The organism is Janthinobacterium lividum (genome assembly GCF_011601275.1).
In the GTDB taxonomy this organism is placed as follows: Bacteria; Pseudomonadota; Gammaproteobacteria; order Burkholderiales; family Burkholderiaceae_D; genus Janthinobacterium; species Janthinobacterium lividum_E.
In genome coordinates, this window is sequence record NZ_JAAOLY010000011.1 from 87,390 (window position 1) to 105,541 (window position 18,152).

Annotated in this window: 15 protein-coding genes; 2 read left to right on the forward strand and 13 right to left on the reverse strand. The window is 59.2% G+C overall.

Annotation, left to right across the window (positions count from 1 at the left end; all coding sequences use genetic code 11):
- Nucleotides 1-3: 3 nt before the first annotated feature.
- From GYK42_RS17540 to GYK42_RS17590, 11 genes are all read right to left on the reverse strand, one after another.
- Nucleotides 4-783 carry an acetoin reductase gene (locus GYK42_RS17540; protein ID WP_166448542.1) on the reverse strand — a complete coding sequence of 260 codons (780 nt, stop codon included), beginning with the start codon at nucleotides 781-783 and terminating at the stop codon, nucleotides 4-6.
- Nucleotides 784-1,109: 326 nt separating this feature from the next.
- On the reverse strand, nucleotides 1,110-1,814 hold the full coding sequence (locus GYK42_RS17545; RefSeq protein WP_166448543.1) for a thiol:disulfide interchange protein DsbA/DsbL: 705 nt from the start codon (nucleotides 1,812-1,814) through the stop codon (nucleotides 1,110-1,112).
- Between the two features lie 21 nt (nucleotides 1,815-1,835).
- A complete protein-coding gene (locus GYK42_RS17550; RefSeq protein WP_166448544.1) occupies nucleotides 1,836-3,314 on the reverse strand; it encodes a hypothetical protein in 1,479 nt (492 codons plus the stop codon).
- The gene (locus GYK42_RS17555; protein ID WP_166448545.1) at nucleotides 3,298-4,056 is read right to left on the reverse strand and encodes an ABC transporter ATP-binding protein; all 759 of its coding nucleotides are present in this window, start codon (nucleotides 4,054-4,056) and stop codon (nucleotides 3,298-3,300) included. The genes GYK42_RS17550 and GYK42_RS17555 overlap by 17 nt, the downstream gene beginning before the upstream one ends.
- 23 nt (nucleotides 4,057-4,079) lie before the next feature.
- The gene (locus tag GYK42_RS17560; RefSeq protein WP_166448546.1) at nucleotides 4,080-5,309 is read right to left on the reverse strand and encodes an ABC transporter permease; all 1,230 of its coding nucleotides are present in this window, start codon (nucleotides 5,307-5,309) and stop codon (nucleotides 4,080-4,082) included.
- Nucleotides 5,302-6,003: an ATP-binding cassette domain-containing protein gene (locus GYK42_RS17565; RefSeq protein ID WP_205711446.1), complete on the reverse strand. Its 702-nt coding sequence runs from the start codon at nucleotides 6,001-6,003 to the stop codon at nucleotides 5,302-5,304. The genes GYK42_RS17560 and GYK42_RS17565 overlap by 8 nt, the downstream gene beginning before the upstream one ends.
- The gene (locus tag GYK42_RS17570; RefSeq protein WP_240943648.1) at nucleotides 6,000-7,229 is read right to left on the reverse strand and encodes an efflux RND transporter periplasmic adaptor subunit; all 1,230 of its coding nucleotides are present in this window, start codon (nucleotides 7,227-7,229) and stop codon (nucleotides 6,000-6,002) included. The genes GYK42_RS17565 and GYK42_RS17570 overlap by 4 nt, the downstream gene beginning before the upstream one ends.
- Before the next feature lie 11 nt (nucleotides 7,230-7,240).
- A complete protein-coding gene (locus tag GYK42_RS17575; RefSeq protein WP_166448548.1) occupies nucleotides 7,241-7,978 on the reverse strand; it encodes a Yip1 family protein in 738 nt (245 codons plus the stop codon).
- 53 nt (nucleotides 7,979-8,031) lie between these two features.
- Nucleotides 8,032-10,137, reverse strand: a complete 2,106-nt coding sequence (locus GYK42_RS17580; RefSeq protein ID WP_166448549.1) for a peptidase domain-containing ABC transporter — start codon at nucleotides 10,135-10,137, stop codon at nucleotides 8,032-8,034.
- Nucleotides 10,134-10,736 (reverse strand): hypothetical protein, encoded by a 603-nt coding sequence (locus GYK42_RS17585; protein ID WP_166448550.1) that lies wholly within the window; start codon nucleotides 10,734-10,736, stop codon nucleotides 10,134-10,136. Before GYK42_RS17585 ends, GYK42_RS17580 begins: the two co-directional genes overlap by 4 nt.
- 116 nt (nucleotides 10,737-10,852) lie before the next feature.
- Entirely contained in the window at nucleotides 10,853-11,047 is a 195-nt protein-coding gene (locus tag GYK42_RS17590; protein WP_166448491.1) for a hypothetical protein, read from the reverse strand.
- A gap of 400 nt (nucleotides 11,048-11,447) precedes the next feature.
- On the opposite strand from GYK42_RS17590, the gene GYK42_RS17595 reads away from it, so the two are divergent.
- Nucleotides 11,448-11,669 carry a hypothetical protein gene (locus GYK42_RS17595; protein ID WP_166448551.1) on the forward strand — a complete coding sequence of 74 codons (222 nt, stop codon included), beginning with the start codon at nucleotides 11,448-11,450 and terminating at the stop codon, nucleotides 11,667-11,669.
- Between the two features lie 422 nt (nucleotides 11,670-12,091).
- Here the strand turns inward: GYK42_RS17595 and ssb are convergent, their stop codons facing one another.
- Nucleotides 12,092-12,607: a single-stranded DNA-binding protein gene (gene ssb / locus GYK42_RS17600; RefSeq protein WP_034754418.1), complete on the reverse strand. Its 516-nt coding sequence runs from the start codon at nucleotides 12,605-12,607 to the stop codon at nucleotides 12,092-12,094.
- A 381-nt stretch (nucleotides 12,608-12,988) separates the two neighbouring features.
- Here ssb and uvrA point away from each other — a divergent pair, with 381 nt between their 5' ends.
- On the forward strand, nucleotides 12,989-15,838 hold the full coding sequence (uvrA, locus tag GYK42_RS17605; RefSeq protein ID WP_166448552.1) for an excinuclease ABC subunit UvrA: 2,850 nt from the start codon (nucleotides 12,989-12,991) through the stop codon (nucleotides 15,836-15,838).
- A 142-nt stretch (nucleotides 15,839-15,980) separates the two neighbouring features.
- Here the strand turns inward: uvrA and GYK42_RS17610 are convergent, their stop codons facing one another.
- Nucleotides 15,981-17,852, reverse strand: a complete 1,872-nt coding sequence (locus GYK42_RS17610; protein ID WP_166448553.1) for a phosphoenolpyruvate carboxykinase (GTP) — start codon at nucleotides 17,850-17,852, stop codon at nucleotides 15,981-15,983.
- Nucleotides 17,853-18,152: the final 300 nt, after the last annotated feature.

Sequence of the window (18,152 nt, forward strand, 5' to 3'; positions counted from 1 at the left end):
GCATCAACGGTACACCAATCCTCCGTCGATCAGCGGCGCCTGGCCCGTCATGTAATCGGCATCCGGCCCAGCCAGGAAGGAGACGAGCCCTGCCACGTCGTCCGGCGTCTCGGCGCGTCCCAGCGCGATGCCGTCCACATATTTTTTATACGTCGCGCCCAGCTCGGCGCCCGTCACTTCGGCCATGCGCTTGTCGATCTCGGTCCACATGTCCGTGCCGACGACGCCAGGGCAATACGCGTTGACGGTGATGCCGTCGGCTGCCAGTTCCTTGGCCGCCGCCTGCGTCAGCGCGCGCACGGCAAACTTGGTGGCCGAGTACACGCCCAGCAGGGCAAAACCGTCATGCCCGGCGATGGAGCAGGCATTGATGATCTTGCCTTTCTGCTTGCGCTTCTTGAAGGTCTTGGCGGCCGCCTGGATGCCCCAGAGCGTCCCTTGCACATTGACGCGCATGATGCGGTCGACCTCCTCCGGCGTCACGTCGAGCAGCGGCTGCACCTGCGCGATGCCGGCGTTGTTGACGATGATGTCGAAGCCGCCCAGTTCCTGCTCGGCAAACGCCACCGCTTCGCTCACCTGAGCGAGCTGCGACACGTCGGCAATGAACGTGACGGCGCGGCATCCCAGCGCGCGCACTTCGGCGGCGACCATGTCCAGCTTTTCCTGGTTCAAATCCACCAGCGCGATGTCGGCGCCATCCTTGGCCAGGCGCAAGGCGATGGCCTTGCCGATACCTTGCGCGGCACCCGTGACCAGCGCGACTTTTCCGGAAATACCCATGCTGCGTTCCTTTCAATGTAGTGAGAAGAGACGCTTCAGCCTACCTGAATTTCGTCTTTTTCAGCGCATTGAAACGTGCGCGCCCGGAAAAAGCGCACAGGTCAAGAAAAATGGAAAAAAAGCGCATCGGCCCACGCGGCACGAGCGCTGCCCTGCCACGTGCCCATCCGCGCCAGCGTGCTGCTGGCGCCACTCTGCTTGATCACGCCCGCCTGGAGCGCCCCCATCCGCCAAGAAACCGTGGCACTGGCGGCCGGCAAAACCGCGCACGGCATCGAAGGCAAGATCAAGGGCTACGCCACGGCCGAATACACACTCACGGGCAATCATGGTGAAGCATGCTGGCCTGCCTGTGGCGGCGTGACGGCCGTCTCCGCTTGCGCCACCAACTGGTCGAGCATGCGGATGGTGGCGTGTTCTATTGCCTGTGAACTGTCTGCTGCCGGCGAGCTGCCTTCCACCATGGCCGGCGAAGTCAGAAAGCGGTCAGCGACAATCAGGGTGGGTACCGCCCTGATCGCGTAGCGGTGGCGCAGCGCCAGCACATGATCGATATGTTGCTGCACAGCTGGAGCGTGATAGGCGGCAAGGAAAGCGCCCCGCTCGATGCCCAGCTGGACCATGTAATCCACAATCGCGGCTTCGCTGTCGAGTGTCAGTTTTTGCTGATGGATCGCGGCAAAAATACTGCGATGCAGCTGTGCCGGATTGGGCAGCGTCTGCACCGCGTAATACAGACGTTGCAGCGGCACGTCGCGTGCACTGAACGCTATCGGATACCGTTGAAAGTGAATTGCCGGCCGCTCCTGCAACCAGGCGTTCAGGGGTTCGTCGAAAGCATGGCAATGGCTGCATGAATACATGAAAAATTCGACAACTTCAACGGAATCGCGCGTCGCTGTGGCGTGGCCAGGGGCGGCGTTTAATACTGTATAGCCTGCCTGCTTGTCCGGCCGGTCGGTCGGTGCGCAGGCGCCCAGCAGCAAGGTGATGATGGCAAGTGCCCGATATTGGCGTAACGGTATGGACATGTGTGATCGTTCCTGGATGATTCAAAAGACCGCGTGGGCGATCATCAGCATGAGCACCCATACGGCGTTGCTCAGCACTTCCCTCAGTGAGGTCACCATGTGCAGGGCCGAGGCATGCTCCTGCTTGTTTGCAGCCATGGTGCGCGTCCGGCCGCTACTGTTGAGATGGTTGGCCGAGCAGCATGCGCCGGCCAGGGCGATGGCGGTCCATGCCCCCAGCTTCGGATCGGTGCCACCCAGCCACAGCAACGCAGGCAGGCTCAGCAACAGTGCCGGTATCAAAGCCGCCCAGCGCTTGGCGGCGCTGATCGTGGCTGGCGCCGCCGGTGAGGATGCCAGCAAGTCCCACGCCTGTTCGCCGGAGACAATCAGGCGCGTCAGCATACCGGCCAATGCGGCAGTGGCATACACAATGATGGCGGCAATGATGACGGGATGCAGGCTGTGGGTGCCGGCGGCCACAAAGGCCACCACCAACCAAGCTGACTTGGCGGCCAATCGGCTCAATAACATGGGCTGGCGCAAAATAAGCAGCCACTCCTTGTACAACGCCAGCTTGCCCATGCTGTGGCCAAAGCGCAGGCGTATGCCGAACGCAAAGCCGGGTCTGCGGCGCGGCAGCTCGCGTCCCAGCTGCAATGCGTGCAGGAAGCTGTGCTGGAGGCGCACGGTGGCAAGATGTGCCAGTCCGAGCGCTGCAAGACAAAACAGCATCAGCGCAGCCGGACTGCCCTGCAGCGCGTGCACTGGCAGCCACAGCGGGCTTGTCGGTCCAAGCATGGCGCCGTCCTCCAGCAGTTGGCATAACGCGGTCTTGATACTGACAGGGATGGTATGCCGTAATGCGGGCATGAAATACAGTCCCACGACGACGACGGTGCCTGGCACTTGCGCAACAATGGCGGTGCGGCGTGGGCCGATCAAGCGGGCAAGCTGGAGGGTGATGATCATCCCGCAACTGGCTGCGATAGTGGCCATCGCAACGAGCGCCGGATACAGTGCCAACAACCGTGGCCGGCCAGTCAACAGGCCGATATGGATGATCGGGCTCACCAGGAACAGTACCAGCACCAGCGTACCCAGCACCACGCCGCCCAGGCGCGCGCGCAGGATGGTGGCGCCAGACACGGGAGCGCACAGCAGGAGATCGAGGTCATGGCGCCCGTACATCACATGTACACAGCGTATCATCGCGGCCGACAGCATCAGGATGAACAGCACGGCAGCGGCTGCACCGTCGAGATGGAGTTGTCCGATACTCTCCGTTGGCTTCCAGTAAGGCAGGGTTGGTAGCGCGCTCCATGCGACCACGTGCAGTACCAGATAGATCGTTGCAAACCATGCCAGAATGGCCCCCGGCAGCGCGCGCCGGTTGGGGGCACGTTGCAGGGTGCGGCTGATGGCTGCAGCCGAGTCCGCGACAAACAGGCGTAGCTCGTGCCGCATCAGCCAGGGTGCGCCTCCCGGGCGCAGCGACAGTACCTCAGCCAGTGGTCGCATGACTGTCTTCCGTCAGGCGCAGGAACACATCTTCCAGCGAGCCATCGCGCTGCTGCGCCTGCATCCGCAATTGATCAAGACTGCCCTCGCCGATAAGGCGTCCATGTTGAAGAATGCCAATGCGATCGGCCATGCGCTCGGCCACTTCGAGAATGTGCGTGGTCATGACGACGGTGCCGCCGTCCGCCGTATGGCGGTGCAGCAGATCTTTGACCTGGCGCGCAGCATGGGCATCGAGTCCGGTGAGCGGTTCGTCCAGAACGATGAGTTCGGGCTGGTGAATCAGGGCGCCAGCCAGCGCCAATTTCTGCTTCATGCCGCGGGAATAGCTTTCCGTCAGCTCCTGCGCGTGAGGCGCGAGTCCGAGCAGGGCCAGCAGCACCTCCGCACTGGCGGCTGCCTGGGCGGCAGGCACCTTCCACAGACCCGCCATAAAGACCAGATACTCGAGCGCAGTGAGCTTGCCATACAGCAGAGGTTCATCTGGCAAGTAAGCCACAGGGCGTTTCGCCGCCTCTGGCTGAGCATGCAAATCGACGCCAAAGATGTGCACACTGCCGGCATCGGGCATTAACAGCCCCGTGGCCATGCGCAGGGTGGTGGTCTTGCCGGCGCCGTTAGCACCCAGCAACGCGTAGATTTCGCCGCGCCGCACGCGCAGGTCCAGCGCCTCCACGACGGGCCGCTCAAATTTTTTGCTGAGCCCGCGCAGTTCCAGGGCATGGTTGTTCAAGACGGACATGTTTGTCTCCAGGAAAAAGGTTCTTATTCAAAGCGCAGCGCCTCGATCGGGTCCAGGTTGGCGGCCTTTGCGGCCGGCAGGATGCCGAACAGCAAACCAACCAAGGTGGAAAATCCCAGCGCAACGGTCATCGCCCACCACGGGATGGATGGCGCTGACAGGGCGGGGATCAGCGCGCTCGCCAGCAGTGACAGCAGGTAGCCAACCACCACGCCGATGGCACCGCCCAGCAGCGACAGCATGGCCGCTTCCATCAGAAACTGGACGAGGATGTGATGGCGCTGTGCTCCCAGTGCCTTGCAGATACCAATTTCGCGCGTCCGCTCAGTGACGGAAATCAACATGACGTTCATGATGCCGATACCGCCAACCAGCAGTGAAATACCAACAATCCCTGTCAGCACCAGCGTCATCGAGCCCACCACGCGGGACATGATTTCCTGCAGTTGCACGGCGGTGAATATCTCGAAATCATCTTTGTCGCCGGGCTGAATCCGGTGCAGCTGGCGCAGCAGACTGGCCGTGCGCTCCTGCACCGCCGCCAACTGCTCGCTGTCGATGACATTGAAAGTCACCGCCAGATCGATTTGCGCTGGATCGGCCGCCAACGACTGTCCGGTCGAGAATGGAATCAGCGCCTGATCATCCTGGGCGCCGCCAAATGCTTCCGCGTGGGGTTCGGTGACGCCGACCACCTTGAACCACTGTCCCCCCAGCTCGATAAATTGCCCGATCGGATTGTTCGGCAGATGCAGCTTGTCCCGCAGCTTCTTGCCGATCACGCAGACGCGCCGGTGGGTGGCGACGTCATCATTACTGATATAGCGGCCATATTGCGGTGTGGCCTGGCTCAGAAGCTGATAGTTGGGCGTGACGGCGCTGACTCTGGCAAACACCGTGGTCGAAGCGTGCTTGATCGCGGTACCGTAATCACCGAAGGGCGAAAACGATGGCGCGATGTCGCTGATGTCCTCCACGTGGCGCACAATATGGCGGTAATCGTTGAAGGTGAGGCGGTTAAACCTGCCCTGCAGCGCTTGTTCAGGCGTGGTCAGCGAACGTATGCTCATGCTGTTGCTGCCGAGCCCCTTGAAATTGCTGGCGATAATGTCACCCAGCGCCTGGCTTAAGGCAACGATGGCGATCACCGAGGCGACGCCGATAATAATGCCCAGCATGGTCAGGACACTGCGGAAGCCATGGCTGCGAATGCTGGCCAGCGCCAGGCCAAAACTGTCGAGTAGGTTATGCACCAACCGCCTCCATAGTCGTGGGGGCATCGGCGATCCGGCCATCCAGCAGCCGCACATGGCGGCGGCAGCGCGCTGCGATGTGGTGGTCGTGGGTGACGACGATCAACGTGTGTCCTTCGGCGTGCAGTTCGTCAAACAGGGCCATGATCTCCGCGGTGGTGGCGCTGTCCAGATTGCCGGTGGGTTCGTCAGCCAGCAGCAGCGATGGCGCACTGCACAGTGCGCGCGCAATCGCCACCCGCTGACGCTGTCCGCCGGATAACTGGTTAGGCAGGTGCTGCATGCGGTGCTCCAATCGGACTTTGGCCAGCGCCGTGCGTGCCATCCTCTCGCGCTCGCTTCGCCGCACGCCTTGATAGATAAGCGGCTGCATGACGTTCTGTAGTGCGGTGGCCCGTGTCAGCAGATTGAAGCTCTGGAAAATAAAGCCGATCTCGCGGCTGCGCAGCGACGCCAACTGCGCATCGCTCATGGCGGCCACATCAGCACCACGGAACAGGTAACGTCCCGCCGTTGGACGGTCCAGGCAACCGAGGATGTTCATCAATGTCGACTTGCCGGAGCCTGAGGTCCCGGTCAACGCCAGATAATCGTTGGTTTCCACCGTCAAATTGATCTTGTCCAGCGCGGTAATCGGTTCATCCCCCATGAGGAAGCTGCGCTCCACGTCGTGCAATGCCAGTAGCACGCTCACGATGCCTCCATGGAAGGCGCCACACGGTCTCCGCTCTTGAGTTGGCGCAGCACTTTGTACGGCCCGGTGATGATGGCATCCCCAAGCTGGAGGCCGCTTATGATTTCCTGCCGTTCGTCGTCGGCAATCCCCAGTTTCACCGGCTTGCGCGTGACGACGCCGTCACGCGCGACCAGCACATATTGGCCGGAGCCGGCTTCACGCTGGCGCGATGCGACGGTGCGGCGTTCGCCCAGTGCGGCTTCGGCGCTATCGCTCTTGTCGCCAGCTGGGCTGAGGATGGCCTGCAACGGCGCGCTGAGCGCGGCGCCGGCGCTGGCCGTGTAGATTTCTGCGCGGCAGCTCATGCCTGCATGCAAGAGCACGCCTGCGGCGTCAGTCAGCGAGAGTTTGATAAGGTAGCTGCGCGCCAAGGCGCCGTTACCTGCGGCGCCATCGTTGCGTTGCGGGGAAAGCGCAATGGATTGCACCGCGCCGTGCAATACCCGGTCTGGATGTGCGGCCGTAAAAATAGCCACTTGCTGCCCGGCCCGAATGCGAGCGATATCAGCTTCGTCGACACTGATTTCCGCCATGAGAGTGCGGGTGTTGGCGATGGTCAGCAAGCTGGAACCGCGGTATCCGACCTGATTGGGCACGGCCGTCTCACCAGTTTTGATGTCGATTGCCGTGACCGTGCCATTCAGCGGTGCTGTCACGACAGTTTTGGCGGCGCGGTCGACCGCCTGCTTGAGCACTGCTTGCGTCTGCTGCAGCGCCTCCGCGCTGTTGCGTAGCTGGATCCTGGCCTGGTCGAGCGCATACTGCGCATCTTCCAATGCCGACGAAGCGATCATCTGGTGACTGTACAGGGTTTGTTTGCGCTGGAACTGGCTTTCCTGATTGTGCAAGGCGAGCCGCTGGTTGTCGATATTGATCTGTTGCTGGCGTACCACCGATTGCTGCTGTGCAACCTCGGCGCGTGACTGCGCATCATCGATGCGCAGTAGCGCTTGCCCTGCCGTGACGCGCTCTCCTTCCTGGACCAGGATGGCTGTGACGCGGCCGATCACTTCGGACGACAGCTGCACCTGCTGCTGGTACATCAGCGTGCCGGAAGCCAGTACCGAAGCGCGGATCTGGCGTGGCGCGGCGGGCTCCAGCGTGACCAACTGGGTATGTGCCGGACGCAGCACCCGGGTCAGAAAGGGCGCAGCAAACAGGGCAAGCAGCACGGCCGTCATCATCACGCCGCGTTTCACTTGATGAAGCCCTGCGAAATCACCAAGGCCCAGCCGCCATAGACGATGAACGGCGGCAACAGTGCAATCGCCAGGCAGGTTGGCCAGTTACGGCGCGTCCAGCTACGCACACCGAGCACAAGCAGCAGGATGCTCCAGATCAGGCCCACATCGACCGCTTCCGCAAGACCTATCCACGGGCCGCTTTGCAGTTGCAGCACCAGCTGGTTCAGTGAAAGCGGATGCACCTGGGAAGTACTGATCTGGCCATCGGTACTCAGCAGGATTTGTGCCGCCCCGGAGACCAGCAGCAGAAAATGCGGCATATTACTCCACACCACGAGGGCAAACCATTGGCGGAAGGAGCGGTTGAACGACAGCAGTTTGGAAACGCCAAACAGGTAGAGCGCCATCAGCGCCCATCCGAGCGGCATCAGCAGCAAGTCGTGCATCAAGGCGCTGGTCAGCAGCATCGACCGCTGGATGGCAAGGCGAGCGGTTTCACGCACATTCACGTCGGCGATGTTCAGCAGTGCTTGTTCCTTGAGCCAGTCGAAATCCACCACGCTGTAGTACCAGGCCGAGACGGCCGCCGTGCTCAAGGTGAGTAGCAACAGCGGCGCCAGCCAGGTAGGATAGGCGTCCAGCGACGCGAACAATTTTCGCGGTTCGGTGATCGCCCGGCTAAACAAGGCATTGAATGTTGCGCGCTCCGGCGTTAACGAAAGCGGCGTACGGGTATTGGAAGTAGTCATGTGTTTAGTCCATGGAAAAAAAGAAATGGGGCAACTGCCTGGTCAATTGGCGCCTAGCTGGCGGCCGGTTCCAGACCGGTGATCGTTGGGGAGCGCTCGTACAGCTTGCCACCGCGTACCTCGAAGAGGCGGTCGCCATCAGCGATGGCTCCAGAGCGATGGGCAACAATGATTCGCGTCAAGCGCAGTTGCCGAACCACCCGGCTAATGCGCCGCTCGTTGTCATTGTCGAGATGGCTGGTGGCTTCATCCAGCGCGAGGATACGCGGTTGCTTGTACAGCGCGCGCGCCAGCAGGATGCGCTGCTTCTGGCCTCCGGAGAACACATTCCCCGTTTCGCCGACCAGTGTTTGATACGTCATCGGCATCGCCATGATGTCACTGTTAATCGCCGCCTGTCGTGCGCACTCGCGTATCCGTTCTGGCTCGGCGTCACGGGCGAAAAAGCTGATGTTGTCCGCGACCGAACCCTGCTGCAAGGTATCGTCCTGCATGACTGCGCCAACGAGCTTACGGTAGTTTGCCAGGCCTAGCGTGGTCACAGGTACACCGTCCACCAGCATCTCGCCCTCGGTCGGCTCCAGCAAACCCATCAGTATTTTGCATAGCGTGGTCTTGCCGCAGCCGCTGGCCCCAGTCAGCACCACGCTTTCGCCGGCCATGATGTGCAAATCGACGCCATCGACAATCCACGGGTCGGCTAACGAGTAGCGGAAGCGCACCTGCTTGAGCGTGATGGCGCCGCGTGCCTGACTCAGGTCGATGGGTCCAGGCTGCGCTGGCTCCGTTGCTTCGTGGACAATGCCACTCAGGCGTTCCGCATGCAGCCGGGTCACGTTCAGATCCGCGAACAGATTGATCAGGCGCGTCGCACGGCTCGAGAAAATCATGGCATACATGCTGCAAGCCATCAGCATGCCGACGCTCATGACCTGATCCATCACCAGACCTGCGCCCAGATAGAATATCCCCAGCGCTTGCACGCTGAAAATTGCCGTGTTGAGGACCTTGGCCAGCGCGATGATGCGTTGCCGCCGAGCCTCACAATTGGCAGCATCTTGCTTCAGGTTCAGCCAGCGCGCACTGCGGTCGCTTTCCTGCCCATATAGACGGATCGCTGTCATCGAGCGTAGCGTCTCGAGGAAATAGCTGCGCTCCCTGGCGTGCATCAGCAAGCCATCATTGGTGGCGTTGCGCAAGGGTTCCTGCATAAGCTCGCGCATTACGCCATACACGAGCATGCATCCCAATGTGAGCAGGGCCAGTTGCCCGGAGTAGACGAACAAGACTGTCAGCGACAGTAGTGCCAACATCAGGTCCAGTACCGTCTCCAGCATCAGGCTGGTGAGGGTGTTTTGCATGACCGTGATGCTCTCGAAACGCGAGCTGATATCCCCCAGGTGATGCTTCTCAAAGTAGGCGACCGGCAAGCGCGTCAGGTGACTAAACACGCGCGCCACCCATTGCAGATTCACCTCGAAGCTCCAGCGCATCAAGAAGCGGGAACGCGCATAGTCGATGGCTGTATAGATCGCGATCAGCAGCAGAAAGGCGCAGAACAGCGTCGTCAGAAAAGGGCGGTTGCCCGACAAGATGACCTCGTCGATGACGACTTGATTGAAGATGGGCAGCACCACGGCAAACAACTCCAGTGCGGCCGACCATAAAAGCAGTTGCAACGTCGCGCGCCGCAGCCCGCGAACCGGGCCGATCAGGCTGCGCAGCGACAGCGACGTCGTGTGATCGTCGTACTCGAAGCGTGGGGTCGGCGTGAATTCCAACGCGACGCCGGTAAAGGATGCTGACACCTGTGCCAGCGACAGCCGACGTTCTCCTAGCGCAGGATCGAACACGATGACGCCGCGGGCACCGCGCAGCACGCGTGTCAGCACCACGAAATGGTTCAAATTCCAATGCAGGATACAAGGCAATTTCAATTCTGCAAGATCTTCGAGCTCCAGCCGCAGCGCGCGCGCGGCCAGTTCCAGGGTGCTGGCATGCCTGATCAGCTCTGCCGCACTGGCACCCCGTTGGCTGGTGACGAATTGACGCCGCATGCCGGGCATGTCATAGATTTTCCCATGATAAGAGGAAATCATTGCCAGACACGCCAGACCGCACTCGCTGGATTCGCCCTGTAGCACGATGCGCTGTTTCATGTACGATTTCCTAACAGCCATCGGGATAGCGGGGTAGGCGCTTGCGGCAAATTGACCTCTAGCAACAGCCCCGCAGGAATCTGTTGCACATGGCCGTTTTCCCGCATTTCAGGCGTTAACAGCGTCAGCGTCATGCGTCGGTAAGTGATGGTGTCGGGATGGCGGCTATTTGCTGTGCTGCGCAGTTTGGCCTGCACGCCCGCCGGTAAACCGCTGGCGTATAGAAAACCGGTGTCAACCGTACGCACGATGCCGGTCTGCAAACCATACTTTTGATAAGGGTAGGCGTCGTAATGCAGCTTGACGCGTTGACCAGGGGTAATGGCTGCCGCGTGCATGACCGGGACAAACACAGTGGCCATGACCGCAGCGCCTGTCGGGCCGGATGCCGGCGTTTCGGTGACGCCGGCGACCGGGACATTTTTAGCCACCGTGCCGTAGGCGATGAGCAGCAACAGCGCCAGTGCCATGCTCATGGCGGCAGCCGTGATGGCCCAGCCTGATATCGAATGTAATACGCGAATTTCACCAAAGTCGCCGGAGCTATTTCCCGACAAGACTTCAGCGCGAAAAGTATTTTTTTCTGCGACCGACGCCATTATTTCCAAGAATTTCTATTTTATTATTCTATTGCGCTTATCGCGTTATCAATTACCCAAATGGGTTGATCCCTGATGAAATATCAGAAAACAACCCATCATGTTAATTCAGAGCATCAACCACAAAATTTCCCGCCAAGCCAGCCACCGAGGGCGGCGCCGACGGTTCCGCCAACGATAGCGCCAGCAGGTCCGCCGCTGGCACCAAGCGCCGCACCGAATCCACCAGTGAAGGCGGTATATATGTCATTGCACATAGCAGCGCCACTTGCAACCTCAAACTCTTCTACAGCCAATTCACGAATTGCCATTAATTTCCTCATCTCATTACGTTCCAGACTTAAACGGAAGTCTCCACCGATTAATAACCAACCAGATGGCCAGTCATAAATTCTTCAATTTTTTGTTATTGCTTTTGCCAACTGTTAATTGGATATTAATGGCATTTCCATGTAGTAACAAGTGAGTTTTTTTTATAACGATATGCTTTTTATTAATATGGACCAAGTTTCATTATTTTCTCAAATTCAAAAAATTATGCCATTAGCGATCGGGCAGCCATTTCCCATCCATTGAATTCATTCACTATTTCTCGTCAAATCCGGAATTCTTTTCCATGCCCATAAAAAAGACCATCGCATTTCAGGAATAGCGGTACACGATACCGCACCTTCCTTGCGTACCTCAGCAAGATCCGATGCCATAGGCAGAATGCGTGATTTCCTCTTCGCCTACCTTCTGCTGATCGCCCGTACTCTCGGATATCGGCCTTTAAGCGGAGTCGCTGCCGTTGAAGAGTATCCGATGCAGCCTCAACCGGATGCTGGCCGATTTCATTCAAAAGTATGTGGCCAGGGAATTCCTGATAAGTTTTCCGCAGTCATGGCAAATAATCGCGATGCCGGCGATATTGCCAACCGCGTCCGCTTCTGAAAGATGGAGGATTGAAGGATGCAGATTTTTATCGCGCCAATTACCTTTGCCGCAGCTATGCTGCACTCTTCTCTGTTGCTTGAGCATTGCAACACGTAGAGATGGCCTGATAAGCAATTCAGGCCAACCGTGATGTCATGCCAGCGTTGAGTGGTAGTGGTGTCAATGACGATGGCGATTGCAGGAACGGCTGTCCGGCTCTTTGCATGCGCGTGCCTGTACGCACTCGGCTTGTTTTTACCGAATATCGTGCAGGTCAATGATGAAGCACTGTTACGTAAAGAAGTCTCAAGTTATATACATTCATTTACCGATTACAAAAACGGATTGCCAAACCAATACCGCAAACCATTGTGCAAACAAAAAAGCCCTGCAGATCAATGATCTGCAGGGCTTTGTTGATAAACCGGAAATGACCGGTCTTAGAACGGAATATCGTCATCCATATCCGAGAAGTTCGGTGCTGGCTTCGGTGCCGGGCGTGGGGCTGGCGCCGGGGCTGGGCGCGGAGCTGGCGCCTGGCGCGGGGCCGGGGCGTCGTAGCCGCCACCACCGCCGCCACCGTAGCTGTCATCGCCACCGCCGGCGTCGCCGCCCATGCCGGAACGGCCGCCCAGCATTTGCATCTGTTCCGCGATGATGTCGGTTGCGTACTTCTCGACACCGTCCTTGTCCGTGTATTTACGGGTTTGCAGACGGCCTTCGACGTAGACGGACGAACCTTTTTTCAGGTATTGGCCGACGATTTCGGCCAGGCGGCCGAAGAACGAGATACGGTGCCACTCTGTCAATTCTTTTTGTTCGCCCGTGTTGCGGTCCTTCGATTTGTACGAAGTGGCCACGGCGATGTTGGCGATCGCGTCGCCGCTAGGCATGTAGCGGATTTCCGGGTCACGGCCCAGATTGCCGACGATGATGACTTTGTTGACTGATGCCATGAATAACTCCTGATGAACTGCAGCGGGAGCCGGTGTCCCGCGCGTTAGTTTAGTGTACTAAACGAGGATTATAAGCGACCACGCGGCGCAAAGCACCCGCTTTCTGGCGGACGCCATCTCCCGTGCGGCAGCACGTTTTTTTCACGGCAGAGGAAAACAAGAAACTTGAATACTGGTATTATATACAGTATTCAAACGTCAGTACGCATCTGCATCAAACTTTGTCGGGGCACGTTCGCCTGGCGGCGCAATCCGCCCATGGACGCCTCAGGCATGCAGAGCAAAACCCGGCTATAGTTACAGGTTGACCCGTTGTGGCTCCTCATCTGCACCCAGGCACAACGCGCCGGCCGCACCACTCACTGAAAGCAAGGCAATCACATGGAACAGATCCGCATTCGCGGCGCTCGCACGCATAACCTCAAGAATATCAATCTCGATTTGCCGCGCAATAAGCTGATCGTGATTACCGGCTTATCCGGCTCCGGCAAGTCTTCGCTGGCCTTCGACACCTTGTACGCGGAAGGCCAGCGCCGCTATGTCGAGTCGCTGTCGGCCTACGCACGCCAATTCCTGCAACTGATGGAAAAGCCCGACGTCGACCTGATCGAAGGCTTGTCGCCCGCCATCTCCATCGAACAGAAGGCAACTTCGCACAACCCGCGCTCGACGGTCGGCACCGTGACGGAAATCCACGATTATCTGCGCCTGCTGTATGCGCGCGTGGGCACGCCGTACTGCCCCGACCATCCGGAAAACGCGCTGGCCGCCCAATCCGTGTCGCAAATGGTCGATGCCGTGCTGGCCATGCCGGAAGACACCAAGCTGATGATACTGGCGCCCGTCGTTGCCAACCGCAAGGGCGAACACGTGGACCTGTTCGAGCAGATGCAGGCGCAGGGCTTCGTGCGCTTTCGCGTGCAGAGCGGCACGCATGCGGCCAAGATCTATGAAGTCGATGACCTTCCGAAACTGAAGAAAACGGAAAAACACACGATCGACGTCGTCATCGACCGGGTCAAGGTGAACCAGGAGATCAAGCAGCGCCTGGCGGAAAGTTTCGAGACGGCACTGCGCCTGGCCGATGGCCGCGCCATTGCCTACGAAATGCAGTCGGCCCAGGAGCACGTGTACTCCAACAAGTTCGCCTGCAATGTGTGCGGTTATTCCCTGCAGGAACTGGAACCGCGTCTGTTCTCGTTCAACAACCCCATGGGCGCCTGTCCGGAATGCGACGGTTTGGGACACATTGAATTCTTTGACCCGAAACGCATCGTCGCGTTCCCGAACCTGTCGCTCGCCTCGGGCGCTGTCAAGGGCTGGGACCGCCGCAACCAGTTTTATTTCCAGATGCTGTCGAACCTGGCCGCGTATTACGAGTTCGACCTGGACATGCCGTTCGAGCAGCTGGACTTGAATTCACAGCAAGCCGTGTTGTACGGTTCCGGCAAGCAAGTGATTCCATTTACCTATGTCAACGAACGCGGCCGCACCGTCATCAAGGAACACACGTTCGAAGGAGTGGTCAACAATCTGCAGCGCCGTTACCGCGAGACGGATTCGATGGCCGTCAAGGAAGAACTGGCCAAGTTCATCAATGAAAAATGCTGCCCTTCATGCGATGGCGCGCGCCTGCGCGTGGAAGCGCGCTTCGTCAAGGTCGGCACGGGCAAGCAGCAGCGCGCCATCTATGAAGTGGCGGGAAAACCGCTGCGCGAGACCCTGGAATTCTTTGAAAAGCTGAAACTGACGGGCGCCAAGAAAGAGATCGCCGACCGCGTGGTCAAGGAAATCATTTCGCGCCTGAAATTCCTCAACAATGTGGGCCTCGACTATCTGTCGCTGGACCGCAGCGCCGACACGCTCTCCGGCGGCGAAGCACAACGCATCCGCCTAGCGTCGCAAATCGGCTCCGGTTTGACGGGCGTCATGTATGTGCTCGATGAACCGTCGATCGGCTTGCACCAGCGCGATAATGACCGACTGATCGAAACCTTGAAACACTTGCGCGACATCGGCAACAGCGTGCTGGTGGTCGAGCATGACGAAGACGCCATCCGCACGGCCGACTACATCGTCGACATGGGTATCGGCGCGGGTGTGCACGGCGGCGAGATCATCGCCGAAGGCACCCTGCAAGACATTCTCAAGAACAAGAAATCGCTGACGGCGCAGTACCTGAACGGCAAGCTGAAAATCGCCGTGCCAGCCAAGCGTCATGCCAGCAATCCGGAAAAGCAACTGGTCATTACTGGCGCGACGGGCAATAACCTGAAAAAGGTGTCGCTGAGCTTGCCGGTGGGCTTGATGACGTGCGTGACGGGCGTATCCGGCTCGGGCAAATCGTCGCTCGTCAACGATACCCTGTATCCGGCCCTGTCGCGCCATTTGTACGGTTCGCAGACGGAACCGGCGCCACACGAGTCGATCAGCGGTCTGGAACACTTCGACAAGGTCATTTCCGTCGACCAGGCGCCTATCGGCCGCACGCCGCGCTCCAATCCCGCCACGTACACGGGCTTGTTTACGCCTATCCGCGATTTGTTCTCCACGGTACCGACGGCCAAGGAACGCGGCTACAGCGCAGGCCGCTTCTCGTTCAACGTAAAGGGCGGACGCTGCGAAGCGTGCCAGGGCGATGGCGTGATCAAGGTCGAGATGCATTTCTTGCCTGACGTCTACGTGCCATGCGATGTGTGCCACGGCAAGCGCTACAACCGCGAAACCCTGGAAGTGCAATACAAGGGCAAGAACATCACGGAAGTGCTGGGCATGACGGTGGAAGAGGCGCATGAATTCTTCAAGCCCGTACCCCTGATCGCGCGCAAGCTGCAAACCCTGCTCGACGTGGGCCTCGGCTACATCAAGCTGGGCCAGAGCGCCACCACCCTGTCCGGCGGCGAGGCGCAGCGCGTGAAATTGTCGCTGGAACTGTCCAAGCGCGACACGGGCCGCACCCTGTACATCCTCGATGAACCGACGACGGGCTTGCACTTCCATGACATCGACTTGCTGCTGAAAGTCATCCATCGCCTGCGCGACCAGGGCAACACTTTGGTGATCATCGAGCACAACCTCGACGTCATCAAGACGGCCGACTGGATCGTCGACCTGGGTCCGGAAGGCGGGGCCGGCGGCGGCCAGATCATCGCCACGGGCACGCCGGAAGACGTGTCCCTGAACCCGGCCAGCGTGACAGGTAAATACCTGGGGCCGCTGCTGAAGCAATAACGACGGCAGCGCAATAAAAAACGGCGCGGATTGCTCATGTAATCCGCGCCGTTTCTCTTTTTGATAGCACCCCAGTCATTGCCGGCGTGTCATTTATCGCACGCCAGTCTTTGCCAGCGTGTTTCTCCCCCACTACTAAACTTTATGCACTCAGCCGCTTTTCCAGCGCGGCCTTGTGATCTGCCAATTCTTGCGGCAGATGATACGCGAGTTTTTCAAACAACTCCGTATGCAATTTCAATTCTTCCACCCACGCGGCCTTGTCGATCGAGGTGATGGTGTCGAACTGTTGTTGCGTGAATGGCAAGCCATCCCAGTTCAGGTCGCCATACTGCGGCGTCGTGCCGAACAGGTTTTCCACGCCGCCCGCCTTGCCTTCGATGCGCTCCAGCATCCATTTCAGCACGCGCATGTTGTCGCCAAAGCCAGGCCAGACGAACTTGCCGGCCTCGTCCGTACGGAACCAGTTGACGCAGTAGATCTTCGGCAGGGCAGCCGGGTTGACCTTGCCCACCTTGACGCCCATGTCCAGCCAGTGCTGGAAGTAATCGCTCATGTTATAGCCGATAAATGGCAACATGGCAAATGGATCGCGGCGCACGATGCCCATCTGGCCCACGGCGGCGGCCGTCGTTTCGGAACCCATGGTGGCGGCCATGTACACGCCTTCGACCCAGTTGCGCGCCTCAGTGACCAGCGGCACGGTGGTCGAGCGGCGGCCGCCGAAGATGAAGGCCGAGATCGGCACACCGGCCGGGTCGTCCCAGGCCCCGTCGATGACGGGGTTTTGCGTGGCAGCAACCGTGAAGCGCGCGTTCGGGTGCGCCGCCTTGGTGCCGGACGCTGGCGTCCAATCCTTGCCCTGCCAGTCGATCAGGTGGCTTGGTGCTTCCTTGGTCAAGCCTTCCCACCACACGTCGCCGTCGTCCGTCAGCGCCACGTTGGTGAAAATCGTGTTGTCGCGCATGGAAGCCATGCAGTTGTAATTGGTTTTCTCGTTGGTGCCAGGCGCTACGCCGAAATAGCCCGCTTCCGGGTTGATGGCGTACAGGCGGCCATCGGCACCGGGCTTGATCCAGGCGATATCGTCGCCGATGGTGGTCACTTTCCAGCCGTTAAAACTTGCCGGCGGAATCAGCATGGCGAAGTTCGTCTTGCCGCAAGCCGATGGGAACGCGGCCGCGACGTAATGCTTCTTGCCTTCTGGCGATTCCACGCCGAGGATCAGCATGTGTTCGGCCAGCCAGCCCGGATTGTTGTCCGATGCTTGCGCTTCCTGGTAGCCCATGTTCGAGGCAATGCGCAGGGCGAAACATTTCTTGCCCAGCAAGGCGTTGCCGCCGTAGCCCGAACCGAAAGACCAGATTTCGCGCGTTTCCGGGAAATGCACGATGTACTTGGTGCTGTTGCACGGCCATTTCACGTCGGCCTGGCCAGCGGCCAGCGGTGCGCCCACGCTGTGCACGCACGGCACGAACTCGCCATCGGTGCCCAGCACGTCGTACACGGCACGGCCCATGCGGGTCATGATCTTCATGTTGACGGCGACATACGGCGAATCGGACAGTTCCACACCAATGTGCGCGATCGGCGAGCCCAGCGGGCCCATCGAGAATGGCACGACATACATGGTGCGACCGCGCATGCAACCATCGAACAGGCCGTTCAGGGTGTGGCGCATTTCGCCAGGTTCGGTCCAGTTATTCGTCGGACCGGCCGCTTCTTTCGTTGCCGAGCAGATATACGTGCGGTCTTCGACGCGGGCCACGTCGCTCGGATCGGAGCAGGCCAGGTAGGAATTCGGGCGCTTTTCCGCATTGAGTTTTTTCATGGTGCCGCTGGCAACCATGTCGGCGCACAGGCGCTCGTACTCTTCTTGCGAACCATCGCACCAGTAAATACGGTCTGGCTTGGTGAGCGCGGCAATGTCGGCCACCCAGTTGATCAGTTTCTGTTGTTTAATATAAGCTGGGACGTTGAGTGCGGCGACGCCACCCATGACGGGCTGATTCATATTACCTCCAATACCAATAAAAGAAATTCTGGTCGTTCCGGCAAGACAGGCAGCATCGTTGAGAGGTGGCTGCGGCTCACTGCCGGCGGCATGTGCACGCGGGCAGGGCTCTGGTGTCGTTTACCTGGATCATGCACCCAGGCTACAGGAACAGTTTGCGCTATCACTATCATCAGGAAGCTTCAAAAGTGCCGGCGATTGTACACCCGCCAAACAGCTATTCTCGCAAAAATGTAGGAGAATAGCTTGACTAATGTAGTAGGCTATTCAGCATTTCCCGTATCCTGTTATTTCCCTACC